The 20,026-nt window shown below is 65.8% G+C and carries 17 protein-coding genes; 12 read left to right on the forward strand and 5 right to left on the reverse strand.

All coding sequences use genetic code 11. From position 1 onward, the window contains the following. Position 1 precedes the first annotated feature (1 nt). The 10 genes from QME71_08365 (at position 2) to QME71_08410 (ending at position 11,021) form a co-directional block, all read left to right on the forward strand. Positions 2-1,240: a response regulator gene (locus QME71_08365; protein ID MDI6858310.1), complete on the forward strand. Its 1,239-nt coding sequence runs from the start codon at positions 2-4 to the stop codon at positions 1,238-1,240. After that, on the forward strand, positions 1,240-2,574 hold the full coding sequence (locus tag QME71_08370) for a CpaF family protein (protein ID MDI6858311.1): 1,335 nt from the start codon (positions 1,240-1,242) through the stop codon (positions 2,572-2,574). The genes QME71_08365 and QME71_08370 overlap by 1 nt, the downstream gene beginning before the upstream one ends. Positions 2,575-2,580: 6 nt before the next feature. Next, positions 2,581-3,546 carry a type II secretion system F family protein gene (locus QME71_08375; protein ID MDI6858312.1) on the forward strand — a complete coding sequence of 322 codons (966 nt, stop codon included), beginning with the start codon at positions 2,581-2,583 and terminating at the stop codon, positions 3,544-3,546. An 8-nt stretch (positions 3,547-3,554) separates the two neighbouring features. Beyond that, positions 3,555-4,469: a type II secretion system F family protein gene (locus QME71_08380; GenBank protein ID MDI6858313.1), complete on the forward strand. Its 915-nt coding sequence runs from the start codon at positions 3,555-3,557 to the stop codon at positions 4,467-4,469. Positions 4,470-4,489: 20 nt separating this feature from the next. Beyond that, complete coding sequence (locus QME71_08385) at positions 4,490-5,803, forward strand: FHA domain-containing protein (protein ID MDI6858314.1); 1,314 nt, start codon at positions 4,490-4,492, stop codon at positions 5,801-5,803. 24 nt (positions 5,804-5,827) lie between these two features. After that, a complete protein-coding gene (locus QME71_08390; protein MDI6858315.1) occupies positions 5,828-7,141 on the forward strand; it encodes an ATP-binding protein in 1,314 nt (437 codons plus the stop codon). Positions 7,142-7,216: 75 nt separating this feature from the next. Continuing rightward, positions 7,217-8,470, forward strand: a complete 1,254-nt coding sequence (locus tag QME71_08395) for a Glu/Leu/Phe/Val dehydrogenase (protein MDI6858316.1) — start codon at positions 7,217-7,219, stop codon at positions 8,468-8,470. Between the two features lie 191 nt (positions 8,471-8,661). Beyond that, positions 8,662-9,456: a diguanylate cyclase gene (locus tag QME71_08400; protein MDI6858317.1), complete on the forward strand. Its 795-nt coding sequence runs from the start codon at positions 8,662-8,664 to the stop codon at positions 9,454-9,456. Positions 9,457-9,521: 65 nt separating this feature from the next. Beyond that, entirely contained in the window at positions 9,522-10,073 is a 552-nt protein-coding gene (locus tag QME71_08405; protein ID MDI6858318.1) for a DUF488 domain-containing protein, read from the forward strand. Positions 10,074-10,127: 54 nt separating this feature from the next. Continuing rightward, positions 10,128-11,021: a DMT family transporter gene (locus QME71_08410; protein MDI6858319.1), complete on the forward strand. Its 894-nt coding sequence runs from the start codon at positions 10,128-10,130 to the stop codon at positions 11,019-11,021. 5 nt (positions 11,022-11,026) lie between these two features. Here QME71_08410 and QME71_08415 read toward each other — a convergent pair whose 3' ends face one another. Together QME71_08415 and QME71_08420 are read right to left on the reverse strand one after the other, a co-directional pair. Next, the gene (locus QME71_08415) at positions 11,027-11,872 is read right to left on the reverse strand and encodes a universal stress protein (protein MDI6858320.1); all 846 of its coding nucleotides are present in this window, start codon (positions 11,870-11,872) and stop codon (positions 11,027-11,029) included. Beyond that, the gene (locus QME71_08420; GenBank protein ID MDI6858321.1) at positions 11,872-14,118 is read right to left on the reverse strand and encodes a glycosyl hydrolase family 65 protein; all 2,247 of its coding nucleotides are present in this window, start codon (positions 14,116-14,118) and stop codon (positions 11,872-11,874) included. The genes QME71_08415 and QME71_08420 overlap by 1 nt, the downstream gene beginning before the upstream one ends. 263 nt (positions 14,119-14,381) lie before the next feature. On the opposite strand from QME71_08420, the gene QME71_08425 reads away from it, so the two are divergent. Together QME71_08425 and QME71_08430 are read left to right on the forward strand one after the other, a co-directional pair. Next, on the forward strand, positions 14,382-14,672 hold the full coding sequence (locus QME71_08425; GenBank protein ID MDI6858322.1) for a hypothetical protein: 291 nt from the start codon (positions 14,382-14,384) through the stop codon (positions 14,670-14,672). A 452-nt stretch (positions 14,673-15,124) separates the two neighbouring features. Next, positions 15,125-15,715, forward strand: coding sequence for a type 1 glutamine amidotransferase domain-containing protein (locus tag QME71_08430; GenBank protein ID MDI6858323.1), 591 nt, complete (start codon positions 15,125-15,127; stop codon positions 15,713-15,715). Positions 15,716-15,795: 80 nt separating this feature from the next. Here QME71_08430 and QME71_08435 read toward each other — a convergent pair whose 3' ends face one another. The 3 genes from QME71_08435 to QME71_08445 form a co-directional block, all read right to left on the reverse strand. Then, positions 15,796-16,329, reverse strand: coding sequence for a DUF2231 domain-containing protein (locus tag QME71_08435; protein MDI6858324.1), 534 nt, complete (start codon positions 16,327-16,329; stop codon positions 15,796-15,798). Between the two features lie 123 nt (positions 16,330-16,452). Beyond that, positions 16,453-18,381: an acetate--CoA ligase gene (locus QME71_08440; protein MDI6858325.1), complete on the reverse strand. Its 1,929-nt coding sequence runs from the start codon at positions 18,379-18,381 to the stop codon at positions 16,453-16,455. 180 nt (positions 18,382-18,561) lie between these two features. Continuing rightward, positions 18,562-19,992: a 4-hydroxyphenylacetate 3-hydroxylase N-terminal domain-containing protein gene (locus QME71_08445; GenBank protein ID MDI6858326.1), complete on the reverse strand. Its 1,431-nt coding sequence runs from the start codon at positions 19,990-19,992 to the stop codon at positions 18,562-18,564. Between the last annotated feature and the right edge of the window lie 34 nt (positions 19,993-20,026).

A 20,026-nucleotide genomic window follows, 5' to 3' on the forward strand; every position in this document is an offset into this window, starting at 1 on the left:
CATGGCAAAGATCCCCGCTATTCTGGTCGTCGACCAGGACGCGAAAGCCCGTTACGAGGTCAAGCGCCTGGTCAAGCAGTCGCACTTCGACATCGCCGGCGAGGCGGGCTTCGGAACGGAAGCGGTCTCCACGGCGGTGGAGCTGGAGCCCGACGTCGTCCTCGTCGGCGTCAGCGAGCCCGTCATGCGCTCGCTCCAGACGGTGGAATCGCTCCTCAACGCCCTCCCGCAAACGCCGGTCATCGTCTACTCGTTCGAGCCCGAGATCGACCTCGCCCGCAAGGCGATGGTGGCGGGCGCGCGCGACTTCGTGGTCATGCCGGCGAACGCGGAAGAGATGGGGAAGTCCATCGTCACCGTGCTGGAGTCGGAGGAGCGGCGGCAGATGCGGGAGCGCGGGCAGACGCTGACGTGGGGCCCGCAGGGGACGATCATCACCATCTTCGGGCCCAAGGGCGGCATCGGCAAGACGACGATCGCCGTGAACCTGTCCGTCGCGCTCGTGGGCGCGACGGGGCAGTCGGTGGCGCTGGTGGACGCCGACTACGGCTTCGGCGACGTGGCGGGCATGCTCGACCTGCCGCCGGAGCGCTCGATTGTCGACCTGGCGCGCGACTCGGCGAGCGTCACGCGCGAGATGCTGCCCAACTACCTGTCGCGTCACGCCAGCGGGCTGGACGTGGTGCCGGGGCCGGCGCAGACGATGGCCTGGCGGGGCGTCAAGCCGGAGGACTTCCGCAGAGCGGTTGAGCTCCTGTCGAAGAGCCACGACATCGTCGTCATCGACACGGCGGGGACGCTGAACGACATCACGCTGGCGGCGCTGGAAGCGGCGTCGCTGGTGCTGTGGATTGTGACGACGGACTTCGCGAGCGTGCGCGACTCCCTGCGGGCGCTCGAAGCGCTGCGTTCGGAGTCGTACCCGCTGGAGCGCGTGCGCGTGCTGGTGAACGACCTGGCGATGAGCGATGGTGTCCGCCCGAGCACAATCGAAGAGGCGCTGGGGCGCGAGATCTTCTGGCGCGTCCCGTTCGACCAGCGGGTGCGTCAGGGGGCGCAGACGGGGGAGCCGGCGGTTATCGGCCGCCCGTCGGCGCCGGGGGCGCGCAACCTCGCCGATCTGGCGCGCACCGTGGTGGGGATCAAGCCGCCGCGGGAGTCGCTGCTCGGCCGCGTATTCGGGCGCAACAAGGGGCCGCGGGTGAGCCGCGAGACCACGGCAAAGGAGACGGAGGGGTAATGAACCATCTGACCGGCGAAAACAACAACAGGGTGGACGACGAGCTCCTGGAAGCGATAAGCCTCACAGAGCAGGAGTTTGAGCTCGTCTTTGCGGTCCACCAGAACCTTCTCCGGGAGATGGACCTCCAGGCGGTGGAGAAGCTGGAGCCGGCGCAGGCGCGCCAGGCGGTGGACCAGGCGGCGCGGGCGGTGATGAGCAACATCGCGCCGTCGGTGTACGGCGAAGAGAAGGAGAAGATCGTGCGCCGCGTCGTCGACGAGGCGATAGCCTACGGGCCGATCGAGCCGCTGCTCGCAGACCCGTCGATATCGGAGGTGATGGTGAACGCGCCCGACGAGGTGTACTACGAGCGCGACGGCATCATCTACCTGTCGAACGTGCGCTTCCGCGACCGCGTGCACATCATGCGCATAATCGACCGCATCATTTCGCCGCTGGGCCGGCGCGTGGACGAGACGTCGCCCTTCGTCGACGCGCGACTTCCGGACGGCTCGCGCGTCAACGTCATCATCCCACCGCTCGTGCCCAGGAGCCCGATACTCACCGTGCGCAAGTTCCGCCCCGACAAGTACATGATGGCGGACCTCATCGAGAACAACACTGTGACGCAGCAGCTCGCCGATTTCCTGCAGGCGTGCGTGCGCCTGCGCCTCAACATGGTGATCTCCGGCGGCGCGGGTACCGGCAAGACGACATTGCTCAACGCCGTTTCAGCGTACATCCCCAGCAGCGAGCGCATCATCACCATCGAAGACCCCATCGAGCTGAAGCTGCAGCAAAGCCACGTCATATCGATGGAGGCGCGGCCGCCCAACATCGAGGGGAAGAACGAGGTGACGCAGCGCGACCTCTTCCGCAACGCCCTGCGCATGCGCCCCGACCGAATCATCGTCGGCGAGGTGCGCGGCCCCGAAGCGTTCGACATGATGCAGGCCATGAACACGGGCCACGAGGGGTCGCTGACCACCGTCCACGCCAACTCGACGCGCGACGCCCTCGCCCGCATCGAGAACATGATCCTGATGGCCGGCCTCGACCTCCCTGTACGGGCGATACGCGAGCAGATGGCATCGGCGCTGCACCTCATGGTGCACCTGAGCCGCTTTGCCGACGGCCGCCGCCGCGTGACGCTCGTCAGCGAGATCACGGGCATGGAGTCGCAGGTCGTGACCATGCAGGACCTCTTCCGCTGGGAGCAGACGGGTATAGATGCGGAGGGGCGTCTGCTGGGGGAGATGCTGCCGACGGGTATCATGCCCACCTTCACCGACCGCATGGTGAAGAGCGGTATGGCCGTTGATTTCGGCGTACCTTCGGTGCTGAGGACGTAGCGGGAGATGATTGCTGTCTTCGCCGCCCTGTTTGTCTTCCTCGCGCTGCTGTGCGGCGTGGCCGGCTTCTATCTGCTGAACAGCGATAGAACTGCGGACGCGCGGCTGCAGGCGCTGGCGCGTGAGGGGCAGGGGTCGGAGGCCGGGACGCGCCCGCTCCTACGCCCCGGGCCCTCGGCGATACCGTTCCTGAGGCGCGTCCTCACGGCGAGCGCGTGGGCGGAGCGCGCCGCTAGCGACCTCGACCGGGCGCACCTGAGCCTGCGCGTGGGCGAGTGGCTGCTCATGCGGGTGATGCTCGGGCTTCTCTTCTTCGCTCTCCCGCTTCTCCTCGCGCGGGGGCAGGCGGCAGGGATACTGCTCGGAATCGTTTTCGGCTTCATCGGCTACATGCTGCCCGCCGTCTATCTCACGCTGAGGATCAGGCGCCGCGTGCGCGCGATCGACCGTCAGCTCGTCGAGGGGTTGACGCACGTGGCGAACTCGATCCGCGCCGGCTTCGCGATGCTCCAGGCGATCGACGCCGCCGCCCAGCGGATCGACCCGCCGCTGTCGGAGGAGTTCGGTCGGCTGGTCGCCGACGTGCGGCTGGGGGCGTCGCTGGAGGACGCGCTCCTCGCGATGGGGGAACGCGTGGGCAGCTACGACCTCGACCTTGTGATTACGGCCACGCTCATCCAGCGGGCGACGGGCGGCAACCTGTCGGAGATCCTCGACAACGTGGCGGAGACGATACGGGAGCGCGACCGCATCCGCGGCGAGATACGGACTCTCACGGCCCAGCAGCGTTTCGCGGCCTGGGTACTGTCGCTGTGGCCGGCGGTGCTCGCGTTCGTCTTTTTCCTGCTCAATCCTGACCTCATGTCGAACCTCTGGACGGAGACAGCGGGGATCATCCTTCTGATCATCGCCGGCTCTTTGCAGTTGCTGGGCTTCATGACCATCAGGCGCATAGTGGGGATCGAGATATAGGGGAGGAAATGGTCTTACCGGTACTGAGTTCGGTTTTCGTCTTTCTCTCCATCGTCTCGTTCGGGACGTGGCAGGTGCAGCGCTCGCGCGGCGGGACGGCGGAAGCGCGCGTGCGCAATCTGGCGTCGGAGCGGCAGGCGTACCAGCGGCTGCAGGACGTTCCCTTCGAGGACCGTGTGGTGTTGCCCGTCGTTGAAGGTCTCGCACGGTTCGTCATCGAGTTGCTGCCGCCGGCGTTTATTGCCAGAACGCGCCGCAACCTCATAGCAGCGGGCCAGCCGATGACCCTGCCGGCGTTCTTCCTCTTTGTCATCTTCATGGGAGCGCTGATGCCGCTTACCGGCTTTCTTCTCGCCTGGGCGGCGACAGACGGCGACCTTGCTCCGGGAATGCTGGTATTCGTGCCCATCCTCGCCCTCTTTGGCGTGCTCATGCCCTTCATCTGGCTCCGGCGTCGCGTCCGCGGGCGGCAACTCGCGATCTGGCGGAGCCTGCCGGACGCCTTTGACCTGATGACGACGTGCGTGGAGGCCGGCCTGGGACTGGACTCTGCCTTCAACCGCGTCGCCGAGAAGCTGAAAGGCCCCGTCTCGGAGGAGTTCGCGGAGATGCTGCGCGAGGTGTCGATGGGAAAGGCGCGACGCGACGCGCTGCGCGACATGGGGGAAAGGACGGGCGTCGCCGACCTCAAGACGTTCGCCAACATGATCGTGCAGGCGGAAGAGCTGGGCACGAGCCTGGGAGCTGCCCTCCGCGTCCAGGCCGGTGATATAAGGCGGCACCGCAGACAGCGTGCTGAAGAAGAGGCAAGGCGGGCGCCGGCGAAGATGGTGTTCCCTCTCGTCTTCTTCATCATGCCGTCGCTCTTCATAGTCATCCTCGGCCCCGTCATGATTGAGCTTGTGAAGGTGTTGGGTGACTAGGGAAGGGGTTGGGACCGGCCGTGAGAAGAACGAAAGGCAGCCGTAGTGGAGCGTCTTCTCCGGCGGAGCTTGACCACTATCAGCTCTTGCAGCTAGACCCCGATGCCCCTCAAGACGTCATCATCGAAGCCTACTGGTACGTTGCCGAGAAGCTGCGCGCGCAGGCAGCGATCCGCCACGTCGAAGAAGAGCTGGAGGCGCTGAACTCCGCCTATGCCGAGTTGATCGTGCCGGAGCGCCGCCGCCACTACGATGCCGCGGTGTCCCGCGTCGCCCAACTGCGCCGGGAACGGGCCCGACAGCAGCCACCCGAGCGCACGCGGCCGCCCTTCTTCCCAACGAAGAAGCGCCCCAACAGAAATAACGACTACTACGGGATGCTTGCGGTCGACCCGCGGGCGGAGCCGGAGCTGATAAGACGCGCCTATACGGTACTGAGGACGCTGCAACGGGACGGCGGCGAAGCGAAATGGCGTTACCGGCCTGCCGAGCTGGACGAAGCCTTCGCCATACTGATGGATGAGCGGCGGAGGGCCGAGTACGACCAGCGGCTCCGCGACAAGCCGGAGGCCCGCAGCCAGGACGGCCGTTCCCAGTCCGGCAAGCGTCCGGCGCGAAGAGCGCGCGTGAAGAAAGGAGCGCTGCGGCCGGAAGACGCGCCTGGAGCCAGCGTGACGACTTCGCCGGCGCTGCAGCTTCCTTCGTTGCGTCCGCTGGGCAGGGCGCTACTGGCGAGCGGACGCGGGCTGCTCCTCTCCCTGGCCTTTGTCGGCTCCGCGCTCCGACACCTGGCCATGGTGACAGGCAGGGGGGCGATCAGAGTCTCCACCGCTTTGGTCGAAAACGCGGGCGAGGCCGTCTCGCACTGGAGAGCGAGCGAGGCGCCGGGACGGGCTGTCCCCGACCTTCCGGACCGGCGCGTGCTTGCGGACCTTCCGGTCTCCCATCAGACAAGGAAGCCGGTCGCGACGTTTCCCGCTCTCGCCCGGCTGCTCATCGAGGACAGCCGCGGCAGCACGAAGACGATCACGATGGGAGACGCCCCTCTCGTAATCGGGGCCGACCCCGGCTGCGACGTCACGCTCCCCGTCGAAGACGGCGCGGTGGCCTCGCAGCACGCGCAGATAAGCCTGGCGGCGGGCCGCTTTATAGTCCGCTCCCTCAGTCCCGCTCATCACACGCTGATTGACGGCAACAACGTCAATTGGGCGATGCTGGAAGACGGGGACGAGATAAAGATCGGGCGCTGCAGGCTCCGGTTCACCGTCCTGTCGCCCGACGGGTCCCCTGCCGATCATCAAGCGGGACCCGAAGACTGCAACGCGCCCTCTTAGGAGGAGACTGGAAAGGTCCGACTGTTGCGATACTCTCTCGAGACGCCAGAACACCCGAAGACCGACGAACACCCTCTGGCGGAGCCCACGTATCTCGCTGATACCGGGCTCGACCTCGGCTTTCTCGTCGAGCTGGCGCTTAAGGCTCTCTACTACAGCGCCCGGCCCTCCGCCGGCGACATCGCCGCCACGCTTGCCCTCTCGATGCCGGTGATGCAGGAGGTGCTCGGTTTCCTGACCAGGGACGGTCTGACGGAGATAATCCCCGGCGAAGGCCAGGGGCCGGCCACCTACCGTTACCGGCTGACTGGTCGCGGCCTGGAGAGGGCCAACACGGCCTTCGAGCGTAACGCGTATGTCGGGCCGACCCCCGTGCCGTTGACTGATTACGTGGCGCAGGTAAAGCGGCAGTCGGTGAGCGGCCGCAGCTTCACTCCGAAGGTGGTCTCCGCGGCTCTCAGTGAGCTCGTCCTCAGCGAGGAGACGGTCTCACGCATCGGCAGGGCCATCTTCTCCGGGCATCCCATTCTCATCTACGGCGCGCCCGGCAACGGCAAGACGACGATCGCGCATCTGCTGGGACAGGCAATCTCCGGTCACACGTACATCCCCTACGCGCTGGAAGTGTACGGCCACATCGTCCGCCTCTTCGACCCGTCCAAGCACCGGACGGTCCAGCCGAAGGAACGGGGCACGGACGAGCGCCGCGACCGTCGCTGGGCGGCGATACGGCGTCCGGCGGTGATGGCGGGCGGCGAGCTTACGCGGCACAGCCTGGAGCTGGTGTTCGACGACCGCTCAAAGGTCTACGAGGCGCCGCTGCAGATGAAGGCGAACGGCGGGCTGCTCATCATCGACGATTTCGGGCGGCAGCAGATCCCGCCCGTCGAGCTGCTTAACCGCTGGATCGTCGCCCTCGAGGGCGGGGTTGACCACCTTTCGCTGCACACGGGCCAGACGGTAGAGGTGCCGTTCGACGTCATACCCATCTTCTCGACGAACCTGCCGCCCGAGCACCTGGCGGACGAGGCCTTCCTGCGCCGCATCCGCTACAAGGTGGAAATCCCCGACCCGACGCGCGAGGAGTTCCGCGGCATCTTCGAGAGGGTCTGCCGTGAGCAAAAGATCGAGGTCGACGGGTCGATGGTCGACTATCTGCTCGAGCGCTGGTACGCTAAACAGGAGCGCCGGCTCCGCGGCTGCCACCCACGCGACATCGTTGAGGCGATAGCCGACGCCGCCCGCTACAACGGCGAGAAGCCCTCGCTGGGGCGGGAGGCGCTGGACGAGGCCTGTCACACCTACTTCCTCGGCTCCGCTGGCGGCGCAGGAGGCTGATCGTCTGCCGGGCGTGTCGTCTCCCGGTCTGCCCGGTTCTCAACGGCGGAAGGGATTCCCATACTGGAGGCCTGCATGATGATGCCTTCCTCTAACCCCTATGACGTCGCCGTATCGCAGCTCGACAGGGCCGCCGACCGCCTCAAGCTATCGGACGGGATGCGGCAGATCCTCGCTAATTGCCGGCGAGAGCTTGCCGTGAGCTTCCCTGTCCGCATGGCGGACGGCTCCACGCGGGTATTCAAAGGGTACCGGATTCAGCACAACGTGGCGCGAGGGCCGGCGAAAGGCGGCATCCGCTATCATCCCGCCGTTACGTTGGACGAGATGAAAGCGCTGGCCATGCTGATGACGTGGAAGTGCGCCATCACAAACATCCCCTTCGGCGGCGCGAAGGGAGGCGTCGTCGTCGACCCCAAGAAGCTGACGGAGGGGGAACTGGAGAACCTGACGCGCCGCTATGCTACGGAAATCAGCATCCTCATCGGGCGGGAAGAGGACATGCCGGCCCCCGACATGGGGACGGACGCGCGGGTGATGGCGTGGATCATGGACACGATAAGCATGCATAAGGGCTACTCGGTGACCGGCGTGGTGACGGGCAAGCCGGTGAGCATCGGTGGGACGGCGGGCCGCCGGGAAGCGACGGGACGCGGCATCAACTACGTCACGCTGGAAGCCGCCGCCTACCGCGGCCTGCGCCGGGACGGCCTCACGGTCGCCGTCCAGGGGTTCGGGAACGTGGGCGCGAACGCGGCGCAGTGCCTGCGCGAATCAGGCTGCAAGATCGTCGCCGCGTCCGACACCTCGGGCGGCGTGCACAACGGCGACGGCCTCGACCCCGCGGAGCTGACAAGATACAAGGCGCAGGGCGGAAGGCTCATCGAGGCGCCGTTCGGCGACCACCTGACGAACGAGGAGCTACTCGAGCTGCCGGTCGACGTCGTCATACCGGCAGCGATGGAAGGGCAGGTGGACGAAGGCGTCGCCGAGCGCATGAGGGCGAAGATCGTCGTCGAGGGGGCGAACGGGCCGGTCACCCCCCAGGCCGACGCCGTCCTCGATGGCAAGGGAATCCTCGTCGTGCCGGACATCGTCGCCAATTCGGGCGGTGTTATCGTCTCTTATTTCGAGTGGGTGCAGGACCTGCAGTTCTTCTTCTGGGAGGAGGACGAGGTGAACGAAAGGCTGCGCCGCGTCATAATTCGCGCCTTTCACGAGGTTTCGGCGCTGGCGGAAGAGCAGACGGTGCCCTTGCGGCTAGCGGCGGTCATGCTGGGGGCGCGGCGCGTCGTCGACGCGACGGAGATAAGGGGCATCTACCCCTGACATCTCTTGCGCGGCCCTGCCGGACCTTCCGCACGTCCCCAATTTCCTCAACATGACGGCCTGGCAGAAATTCCCTGTTTTCCGGAGCATTTTGGGCAACGGCTTCTCGGTTTTGTGCCGATTGTGTTAAGGACGGCGTGATCACGTCGCGCCCGTCCTACCGTACTGCAACTAGTGTCGGGAGGCGCTCCATGCTTGGAAATGGCCGCTTCGGACGGCAGAACGGTCACCCCTCGGAGGAAGTTGACGAAGAGGAAAGCCAGACCGGCTGGCCGGAGAATCTTCGGCGCTACCTCCTCGTCGCCATCGGGTTCGTCGGCGCGGGCCTTCTTGTCGGAATGCTGGATGAGTGGCAGGAAATGCCGCACCTGGCGTTCTTCAACGCCCTGCTGATGGTGGCGGCAGTAGGCATCTGCGCGGTGGCTCTAAGAACGGCAAGGACAGCGCCCGAGGGTCTTCCCCGGACGGCAGCGCCGGTCTCGCGCGACACCGTAACGGGGCTGCCCGACGAGCAGTACTTCTGGCTGCGCCTTCGGGAAGACTACCGGCGGGCGCGGCGTCAAGGCATCCCTCTCTCCCTGACGCTCGTCGACGTGAACAACCTGAGCGCCATCAACGAATCGTACGGGAGAGAATGCGGCGACACCGTGCTGAGGCACATCGGGCGCGTTGTGGAGTCGAGCAAGCGGGCGTCCGACGTCGCGGCCAGGCTGAGCGACGACGAGATCGCGGTCATCCTCCTCGAGTGCAATCGCGATGGGGCGAGGGCGTTCGTGCGGCGGCTGGAGCATCTGGTGACCCGGCAGCCGCCGAGCATCACTGTCAGGGGCGAAGCCATCGTCCTGTGGGTCGGCGTATGCATAGGAGTGGCTTCGGCGCTGGAGGGAGAGGCGAGCGCGGAGGAGTTGATGGCGCGGGCCCGTCACGACCTGGACGTGGCGCGCGAAGAGCGCGATCGGCGTCGTGTGCGCTGGGCCCGGATCTAGGCTGCAGATGGTTCCGTTTGTCGCGCGTGACGGTGGGTGTAGGATACAGAGGCGGAGCCACCGTTATGCCGTCTACGTCCAGCAATGAGCCCACCGTACTGACCATCGGCCATTCGACACGCCCCCTCGACGAATTCCTGGCGCTGCTCAAGGAGCACGGCGTGACCCTGCTTGTCGACGTGCGCACCGTCCCCGGCTCGCGCAGGAACCCCCAGTTCAATCGCGACGACCTGGCGCGGGCGTTGGAGAAAGCGGGGGTCCGCTACGCGCACGCCGCCGGCCTGGGTGGTCTCCGCCGCGCCCGCGCCGATTCGCCCAATGCGGGATGGCGCAACCCGGCGTTTCGCGGTTTCGCCGACTACATGCAGACGGACGCCTTTCAGGAAGGTATCGCCTCGCTGATAGACGCGGCGCGAAAGGAATGCGTCGCCATCATGTGCGCGGAGGCGCTGCCCTGGCGCTGCCACCGCTCGCTGATAAGCGACGCCCTGACGGTCAGGGGTGTGCGGGTCGAGCACATCATGGGGCGGAGGAAGACGCAGCCCCATCGGGTCACGCCCTGGGCGCGCGTGGAAGGCGGGCGGATCACATACCCGCCACCGCTCGATGCGGACTAGAGGGACGGCGCTGCGGCCTCACCCCTAACGGCTTCCTGTGATACGATCGCGAACGTGCGGTCGCCTGCGTATCTCGTGCTCGCCCTCGGCGTCATCGCCGTCTCGTCCGCCGCCGTCCTTATCCGCGAGGCGGAGGCCCCCGCGCTCGTTATCGCCGCCTACCGGCTGGGGCTGGCGGCGATGCCCGCGGGCGCGGCGGCCGTCGTCCTGGCGCCGAGGTACCCGTTCCAGGCGCGAAGCCTCCGCTGGCCGCTGCTGGCGGGCGCGTTTCTCGCCCTCCACTTCGGGTTCTGGATTGCGTCGCTTCAGCAGACTTCCGTAATCACTTCCGTTGTGCTGGTCACTACCAACCCGCTCTTCGTCGGGCTGGCTTCGCCCTTCCTGCTGAAGGAGAGAGTGGCGAAGGCGACGTGGGCGGGGATCGCGGTGTCGATAGCGGGGGCAGGCGTGATGGCGGTGGAAGACGTCGGCGAAGGCTGGGGCACGCTGACGGGCGACCTCTATGCGCTGCTGGGTGCGGTCTTCAGCGCCGCCTATCTGATGACGGGCCGGAGGGCGCGCCGAGAGATGGCGTGGACAGGCTACATCGGCGCGGCCTACACGGCGGCGGCTTTGCTGCTGGTCGCCTCGGTCATCGTTGCGGGCGAGTCCTTCACCGGTTACAGCGCGAAGACGTTCCTGATGTTCGGGCTGCTTGCCCTCGTGCCGCAACTCATCGGGCACTCGGCGATCAACTGGTCGCTGGCTTACGTCCCCGCCGCCCTGGTCGCGGTCGCCATCCTGGGGGAGCCGGTGGGCGCGACAGCTCTCGCCGCGTTCGTTCTCGGCGAGACGCCGACGGCGCTGGAGCTGTTGGGGTCGGCTTTTGTGCTCGCGGGCGTCTACGTCGCCCTCCGGCCGGCGAGGCGCCCTTCGGAAGCGGTGCCGTTGGAACAAGCGGCGACGTAAGGTCTTCAGGTTGACCTCTTCCCGAGGAGGAAGAGCAAGGGACACGTCGCTTCGTGCAGCAGCCGCAGTACCACGGCGGCGCGGCCGGGCGACAGGTTGCCGCTCCAGGCGGCGACGACGAGGTCGCAGTCGCTCTCAGCGGCGAACTGGATGATCTCGCTTTGCGGGTCGCCGAAGCGCAGCGCTATCTCGACCTCCAGCCCTTGCGGGGCGGGCGTAAGGGCGAAGTTGCTGCGGAAGAACTCATCGCCCCATGCTTCCATCTCGTAAGGCGAGTGGTCGGAGAAGGAGGGCGTCGCGGGGGCCTTTCCCCGCTCCGGGTTGCTCTCGATTACGTGGAGCATCAGGAGGCGGGCGTTTGCCTGCTTGGCGAGGCCGGACGCTTCTTTCAGCGCGAAGGCCGCTTCCGCCGTGCCGTCGAGGGGGACGAGTATGCGGCGCATTCGCCGCAGTCTACCGGTCTGCGACAGGAGGTCGAGGGCCATGCGCACGACGAAGACGGGGCAGGGAGGGTCCTGCAAGACGGGGATAGTCAGGTGCTGCAGCGTCTCCGGCTCTCCCGTTCCGCCGCGCGTGAGCATGATGATGCTATCGGCGCCGATTTCGCCGGCCACGCGTAAGATCTCCTGCGCCGGCTCGCCGACGGCGTTCAGCGGCTCCACCTTCTCCGCCCAATCGCCGCTGATGCCCAGTACGCGGAGCACCTTTTGTCGGGGGAGCGGCTCGGGAGAGACGTACAGGACGCTGATATTCACCTGGCGCAAGTCGGCTATAGCAGCGGCGACGTGCAGGGGCCCTTCCGGGGCTACCGATCCTTCGAGAGGCAGCAGCAGGCTCTTCTTTGTTTCCATTACGTACCGCCTTCCTCGCGCGTGGCTCCCCAGTACGTAAGCTGCGGATCGAAGTCGAAGGTCTCCGCCTCTCCCGTGCCCACTGTCCGCCGCGCCCGGTTGACGCGCACTTCGCACGGTTCTCCCTCCACCTGCAGCGCGAGCGTGCGCGGCCCTACCCTCGCCTGCACCCGCCGTCTCTGCCAGATGAATGAGAAGTCAATGCTTTCGACCGAGGAAGGGAGGAACGGATCGAACTCCAGGAGGTCGTGCGAGAACTTGAGGCCGCCGAGTCCGAAGACGATGGCCTGCCACAGCCCGCCCAGCGAGCCGACGTGAATGCCGGTGGCGGCGCCGCGAAAGTCGTTCCCCAGGTCGATCTCCATCGACCGCTCAAGATAGAACCGGCAGAGCTCGTCATCTCTCATCCACGCGGCGAGCAGGGCGTGGATCGGCGCGCTCAGGGAACTGGTGTGGGCGGTGATGTTTTCGTAGTACTCGAAGTTGCGCCGGGCGGAAGCTTCTGTCCACAGGTCGGGCAACAGGAACAGCGCCATGAGGACGTCCGGCTGCTTCACCGCCCGCATGCGCTGCACGGCGTCGTGTCCGACGGCGATATCCAGGGGGATGCCGGCGCGGCGGTATGATTCGACATCGATCTCGTCCAGGTCGAAGAAGCCGTCGAACTGGGGGACAACTTCATCCTCGTAGAAGGTACTGCGCACCAGCTTTTCGGCGACCTCCCGCCAGCCCATCGGCTCATCATCCCCGACACCGAGCCGGCGAACGAGCTCCCTCGCGCCTCCGGCGTCAACCTTATGGAACCGCTCCAGACAGTTCACGGCCTCGAGCAGCGTCCAGCGGGCCATGGCGTTGGTGTAGGCGTTGTTACTCACGCCGTTATGGTATTCATCGGGGCCGATAACATTGTGAATTGAGTACGCGCCGCCCTCCGGCGAGACCCTGCTCCTCCAGAAGCGAGCGCACTCCACGAGTATCTCCGCCCCGTACCGCCGCATGAACTCGTCGTCGCCAGTTGCCTTCCAGTACTGGACGAGGGCGTAAGGGATGTCGGCGGAGATGTGGTTCTCCTGTTCGCCGTTCAGGATGCGGAGGACGTTGCCGTTAGGGAGGACCGCAAACGGAGGCGTGACATCGTCGCCGGTGTCGGTGGACTCCCAGGCGTACATGGCTCCCTCGTAGCCGAAGCTTTTCGCGCGGTGACGGGCCGCCCCGAGTGTGCGGTATCGGTAGAGCAGGCAGGAGCGGGACGCCTCCTGCCAGGCGAAGGAAAGGAGCGGAAGGACGAAGATCTCGGTATCCCAGAAGACGTGCCCGTGATAAGCGCGCCCGGAGAGATCACGAGGGCCGACCGAAAAGCGGCCATCGACAGCCGCGACCGATGAGAGCAAGTGATAAACGGCGAAGCGGGCGGCCTGCTGCAGTCGAAGGTCGCCACCGATCATGACGTCGGCCAGTTCCCAGCGTTCTTTCCAGACGCGCTGATGATCGGCCAGCACCTCGTCAAAGGCACACTCATGTTCCAGCCCTCCGCCCGTAACCGTCACGATGCGGTTGGCGGCGTTTATAACGAGCGGCTCTTCCTTTCTCGCGTTCGCCGCAATGGAGCCGTCGACGGCCCAGGTACGCGCTGCCTTCACCGTCGATTTTCCTCTCAACAGGTGGGGAGCGGTGAGGTCCTGCGCGCCCAGCACTTCCGTTTCCTCGTCGGCGCTCTCATGGGTGAGTATCACGCCGGTGGGAAAAGAGACGACGACCCGCGCCGGCTCACCCTCCTCGATGCTGAGCTTCAGCGAGTAGAGGTAGCAGTCCGGGACGGAGGCAGCGGCGACACGAAAGGACTCCCAGCGCCAGCGCCGCCCTTCGCCGTCGACGAAGACCCAAGTCCGCTTCGACAGAGCTCGTCGCATATCGAGTTCGCGCGCATGGAGCAGCGTTTCCACTTCCGACATCTCCAGCCGCTGCCCACCGAGAGTAATGTTCAATTGCGCTGGATCGGCCAGCGTAAGCAGCGTCTGACGAGTGGGCTGGCCAGCAGGAACGTAGATTCCAGCAACGATGAGAAGCGGGTAGGAAGCGGGGTTTCCCTCCTCCAGCGCGGCGCGCACGCCGAAGTAGCCGTTGGCGACGGAAAAGACGGCCTCGACGCCGCGTTCAGTTAAGGGGTCAAACCCCTCCGCGACGATACGCCATCCGGCCTCTTCCGCCGTCAATTCAACGGTCTCAGCCGTTACTCTTCTTCTCACCTCAAGACCTCGAGAAGCCCGGCAACACCATCTCGAAAAGCGGCTCGTCCGGCGTCGCCGGCCCGTCTGCTCATAGCATACCACGAACGACACGCCTTCGCCGCGGGCGGGCAGAACCGCTGCGCGCTGTTCCCCGGGCGACGTCTGCCCGGCGGTTGCCCGCCCACGTTCGGACGGCGCCCGAAGGCTTGACGGCGCCACATCGGCCGCAAGATGGGGGCTGAGCTTCGATGGGAGATCGACCGAAGATACCTGGGAAGGCCATGAGCAAGACGACGCCCACGCGCAAGAAGACGCTCCGCCTGGTGGAGAAGAGCGACGAACGCCCTCAAGAGACGCGCCGGGCGCGCGCCGACAGGCGGCAGCTCGAGGACGTCGTCGCCGCCGTTTTTGCCCGCTGGCGGGGCCACGAGCCCGAAGTCGCGATTCTGTCGGCGACGACATTCATTCTCGCAATCGCCGCCATCTTCGCGGGAGCCGACATCCTGTTCACGCTCCTGGTCGTTGCCGTCGCCGCCGTGGCGGTCTGGTCTCCCTGGCGCCGGCCTCGGTAGCGCGCCGCGGACCTCCTTTCTCTCGACGTCTCCAGGAAAACGCCTGTTCCCGACTGTCATGCTTCCTTCACGGAGGCGGCCGCGCCCTTCACGTTCCGTGCACCCTCCGCCAATATTATGTTTAGTGACAATGTGAAAGGAGCATGACATTGCTCGACAAGGCGCGAGACTTCCGCGCGACGACTTTCGCACGTTGGCGCGGCCATGAGCCGGAGATAGCGATTCTGGCAGTTACGACGCTCATCTTGACTGTCGTGGCCATTGCTGCGGGCGCTGATCTCCTCTTCACCCTGTTGGCCGCGGCCACCGCCGCCGTCATCATCTGGTCTCCCTGGCGCGGCGCTGCTATAGAAAGCAGCCGAAGGTACGAATCTTCGACGCCGCTCGCCAGAGAGCATGATGAGGCGATGTCCGAGCGCCATGGGACCCCGTACGCAGAGGAGGTGGAGGCAATGCAACAAAGAAAACCGGCCGTGGGCACGCAAAGGCTCGACGGCCTGCGCGTCGCTATTCTGGTCACAAACGGCTTCGAGAGGGTGGAGCTGACGGAGCCGAGGAAGGCGCTGGAAGAGGCGGGAGCGACGACGCTGGTCATCGCCCCTCACAGCGGCGAAGTGCAATCGATGGACCACGACGTCAAGGCGGACAAGTACAAGGTCGACATGACCCTCGACGAAGCGGACCCCAATAACTTCGACGCGGTCCTCCTACCGGGCGGCGCCTTGAACGCCGATATCCTCCGCATGAACGAGCGGGCCCGCGATTTCGTCCGCCGGATCAGCGAGTCGGGCAAGCCCATAGCGGCCATATGCCATGCGCCCTGGCTTCTGGTGTCGGCCGGCCTCGTCAAAGGACGGACGATAACCAGCTTCTTCTCGTTGCAGGACGACATTCGCAATGCCGGCGGCCGCTGGGTAGACAGGGAAGTTGTCCGCGACCGGAACCTGGTTAGCAGCCGCGGCCCGCGGGATATTCCCGCCTTCAACAAAGAGATGATATCCCTGTTTGCGGAGAGCGCGAGGGCGAGACGCAGGGCAGCGTAGACCCTCCTCGGGGGGAACGTCAGGTCCGAGCGGTGAGCTCGGCCTAGCTTTGTTCTCGGCGGAAGGCGCGAGGCGTACCGTCAGGCCGCCCGGCGGCGGGCCTCGGGTTCGATCCACCGTTCGCCCGGGATCACGCCTATCTTGTGCCGGTAGGCCAGCTCGCCGCCGAGCCAACCTGTGACGAGCAGGATGGCGACGATGGCGGACGAGAGGCCGACCCCAACCGGGGCAACGGCATCGGCGCGGTCGTCGAGGCGGATCAACCAGTTCGCCAGCGCCAGCCCCAGGACGGTACCATTGCCCAGGAAATGCACCCAGCCGCTGAGAATTCGCGCACGGGGGATCGTCAGGAAATCGGTCAGTCCGAAGACGGCGGCAATCGCTCCCGTCACAAGCCCGGCGCCCACGAGCCACTGCGAGGCCCTCGCCCAGAACCCATCGTCGGTTACCATGAAGGCGGCGTCCGAAGCCAGGGCGCTGACCAGGAACGCCACGGGAAAGAGAACGAAGAATGGGTGAAGGGGGTGACCGGACAGGGCCGCCGTGCTCCTCACACCCCTGATCTCGCCCTCCCTCCTGCCGCCGGGTCCTTCGCCGAATTCAGATGCCATCATTCTGCGCATACGGCTCCCTCCTCCCCTCGCTAGCCACCATTTAATTTTAGTCCCGCCGGTTTTCAGACCGCCTTTCACCACACGGGCAATCTCTATCAAAACCGTTTAAGGACTTAGCGCCGGCTACGCTTTCTCTTCTTTCGCCTCCTGTCCAACGAGCGCCGTCATTTGCCGCCAGGCCTCGCGCGCCTCTTCCACCGATCCCTCGTCCTCGATAGTCGAGATGTCGCCCGGCTCGCGGCCGAGGACGACGGCTTTGAGGACGCGGCGCATGATCTTGCCGCTGCGCGTCTTCGGCAGCATGTCGACGAAGTTCATCTCGCCGATCACGGCCACGGGGCCCAGCTCCTTTCGCACCGTTTGCAGCAGCTCCCTTCGCAGTTCTTCCGACGGCTGATGGCCCTGCTTCAGCACCACAAAAGCCGATATCGCCTCGCCGCGTAACTCGTCCGGCCGTCCGGTGACGCCGACCTCGGCCACGGCGGGGTGTTGCAGGAACGCCGTCTCCACCTCGATAGTGCCGATGCGGTGGGCCGCCACTTTGATCACTTCGTCGGCGCGGCCGCTGAACCAGATGTAGCCGTCCTCGTCTTTCGAAGCAGCGTCGCCGGTCGAGTAGACGTTGAGGCCGGGGATGCGCCCCCAGTAATCGGGGCCGTAGCGCTCCGGCTCGCCCCATAGCTGTGAGGTCAGACCGGGAAACGGCCGGCGGATGACGAACAGTCCTTTTTCGCCGGGGGCGCAGGGCACTCCCTCGGGCGTGACGACATCGGCCTCGATCCCCGGCAGGGGAATGCCGCCGGAGCCGGGCTTGATCGGGAGCATGCAGACGCCGTAAGGGTTGCCGATGATGGGCCCGCTGGTCTCGGTGGCCCACATGTGGTCGATCACCGGGATGCGGTCGTCGAAGACCTCCTTCTGGAACCATTCCCACGCCGGCGCGTTCAGCACCTCGCCGGCGGAGAAGACCCGCTGCAACCGGCTCATGTCGAACCGGCGCGCCACCTCGGAGCCGTAGCGCATCATCAGCCGCACAAGCGTAGGCGACGTGAACATCCCTGTGATCCCGTTGTCCTGAATGACGCGATAGAACGCTTCCGGCCCGGGATGATCGGGGGCGCCCTCATAGGCGACGGTGGTCGCCCCGGCGAGGAGCGGCCCGTGAACGATGTAGGCGTGCCCGACGACCCACCCGATGTCGGACGTCGCCCACCAGACGTCGCTCTCGTTGAGGCCGAAGACCCAGCGCGACATGCTCGAGACGTGCGCCTGGTAGCCCCCGTGCGTGTGCACTGCGAGCTTTGGCCTCGCGGTCGTGCCGGAGGTAGGGAGGATGTAGGCGGGCTCGTTCGCTTCCATTATCTCGTAGCCGTCGTCGCGCCCTTCGCCGAGGGCCAGGAAGTCGTCCCACCACAGGTCGCGCTCCGGGTCGAACGAGACGTCGAGGCCGGTGTGTTTCAGCACGACTACCCGTTCGACGCCGGCACCCTCGTTCACGGCGTCGTCGACGATCTTCTTGAGCGGGACGTCGTTTCCCTTGCGCCACGTGCCGTCGGCGGTGAATAGCAGGCGGCAGCCCGTCCTGCCCACGCGGTCGACGAGCGCGCTGGCGCCGAAGCCGGCGAACACGACGACGTGGATGGCGCCGATGCGCGCGGCCGCGAGCATTATCGTTATCGCTTCCGGGCAGGTGGGCATGTAGACGGCGATGCGGTCGCCCTTCCCGATGCCGAGGCCGCGGAGGGCGGCCGCCGCCCTCTTCACGTCGTTAAGCAGGTGGGTGTACGTGTAGACCTTTCGCTCGCCGCGCTCGTCGATGGCGATGAGCGCCGCGTGGCCGCCGCGCCCCTGTTCGACGTGGCGGTCCAGGCAGCTATAGCAGAGGTTCGTCTGCCCTCCGATGAACCAGCGGAACGTGGGCGGCGTCCATTCGAACACCGTGTCCCACTTGCGGAACCAGGGGATGTGAGAGGCGGCCTCTGCCCAGAACGCCTCCGGGTCCTCCCTGGCGCGCCGCACGAGCGACTTCACCATGGGGTTTATGACTTCCATTTCGCTGCACCTCCGATGCCTTCTGCGCGGACCTTCTCCTGGACATCTGGATCATCGCACCAGAGCTGAGATGGACGCAATGACGCACACCGGAAGGCGGGTCGCGGGAAGGGGGCCGGAGCGCGAAATGAAGAGAGGGGGCGCGCAGTGCGCCCCCCTCTTCGCGTGATTGTCTTGGCGTCAGTCAGGAAGTTGGAAAGGTGGCCGGGTGGGCAGGTCCTTGAAGTCGGGGTGGTCGGTGGGCAGCCCCAGCGCGCGCCTGCCGGCGGCCTTGAAGCGCTCCCAGTCGGCCATCTGGTAGAGGACCATCTTCTGGGTGGCCAGCGAGCCCTCCGCGTGGATGGCAAGCACGCCGTAGAAGGCGGAGCCCTGGTTTATTACGGCGTGGATGGCGCGGATGCGCTCTTCGGTCGGGAACGACGCGTCGCCCTGCAGGTACTTCTCCAGGTAGGGACGCGTCTCCGGGTTTTCCCAGTCCTTCATGGATGGGATCGTCGCCGCGATGCCGCCGGTGATGTCCTGGAGGTACTTCATTGCTTCGTGCCACTGCGAGGCGAACCAGTACTTAGCGCAGTTAGTGTAAACAGGGTTGGGCATCGCGAAACCCGTCTCAGGGTCGATCACCGGGTCGAGGGCGGCGGCCTTGCCGAGGGCTTCCGTCACGTCGGCGTACATCGCGAGCCAGGCGAGCATGTCCTGGATGCGGGTGGCGTGCGTCAGTCCGTTGTACTCGGCCATCAGCCTGGCGAGTCCGGCAACGATCTGAAGGTGGACGTGCTTGTAAGTGGCAGCCGTCAGCCGATGGTAGCGCGCGAAGGAAGTGGCCATCATACGGGAAAACTGCCACTCGCCCGCCATGAACACCCTCTCCCAGGGAACGAAGACGTTGTCGAAGATTATCATCGGGTGCCCGCCGCCGGCGGCCCCGCCCGTGGCGATAAAGGTCACGCCCTTGGCATTGCAGGGGACGGCGCAGGCCACGCAGTAGTCCTTGCCCGTCTCGTTGTGGTTGCGCGAGGGAAGGACCATCAACTCGTTGGAGAGAATGGACTCGCTGATGTGGAGTTTGCAGCCGGTTATGTAGATCCCCTCGTTGTTGCGGTCGACGATGCGGACGTAGAAGTCCTTGTGGGCCTGGCGGGGGTCTTCGGCGTGTAGCCGCCTGTTTCCCTTGGGATCGCTTACCGCGGCACAGATGCTCGGGTCATTCTTCTTGCACCAGGCGCGATAGTCGCGCATGTGCCCTGAATACTTGGTGCCCATCGCAGCGTCGAGCTTCTCTGCGGCATAAGCGACGCCGTTCAGCCCATCGATACCGGTGAGGCGTGACCCGCCGATACCGTTCCGGTTCAGCGTCTGAATGATCGTCCTTCGGCGTTGCAGGTCCTCGCCCGTCTCCGGGACTTTAAAGGAGAAGGAGACTTCCTCCCCGTCCTCCATCATGTTGAACAGAGAGCGGTACTGAGGCTGCACGGCGATCCAGAATTCGGACGCTGTCCGCTCCACCATGCCCTTGTATCGCGTTACGACATCGGTGACCCTTTCTCCGTCCTGGTAGACCACCCTGCCGTCCCTGAGGCTTTCCACGTACTGCTCAGGAGTCCTGATCATGGCTTAGCTCCTTTGCTCCCACCGGGGGCGCTTT

It is taken from the genome of Dehalococcoidia bacterium, assembly GCA_030018455.1.
In the GTDB taxonomy this organism is placed as follows: domain Bacteria; phylum Chloroflexota; class Dehalococcoidia; order DSTF01; family JALHUB01; genus JASEFU01.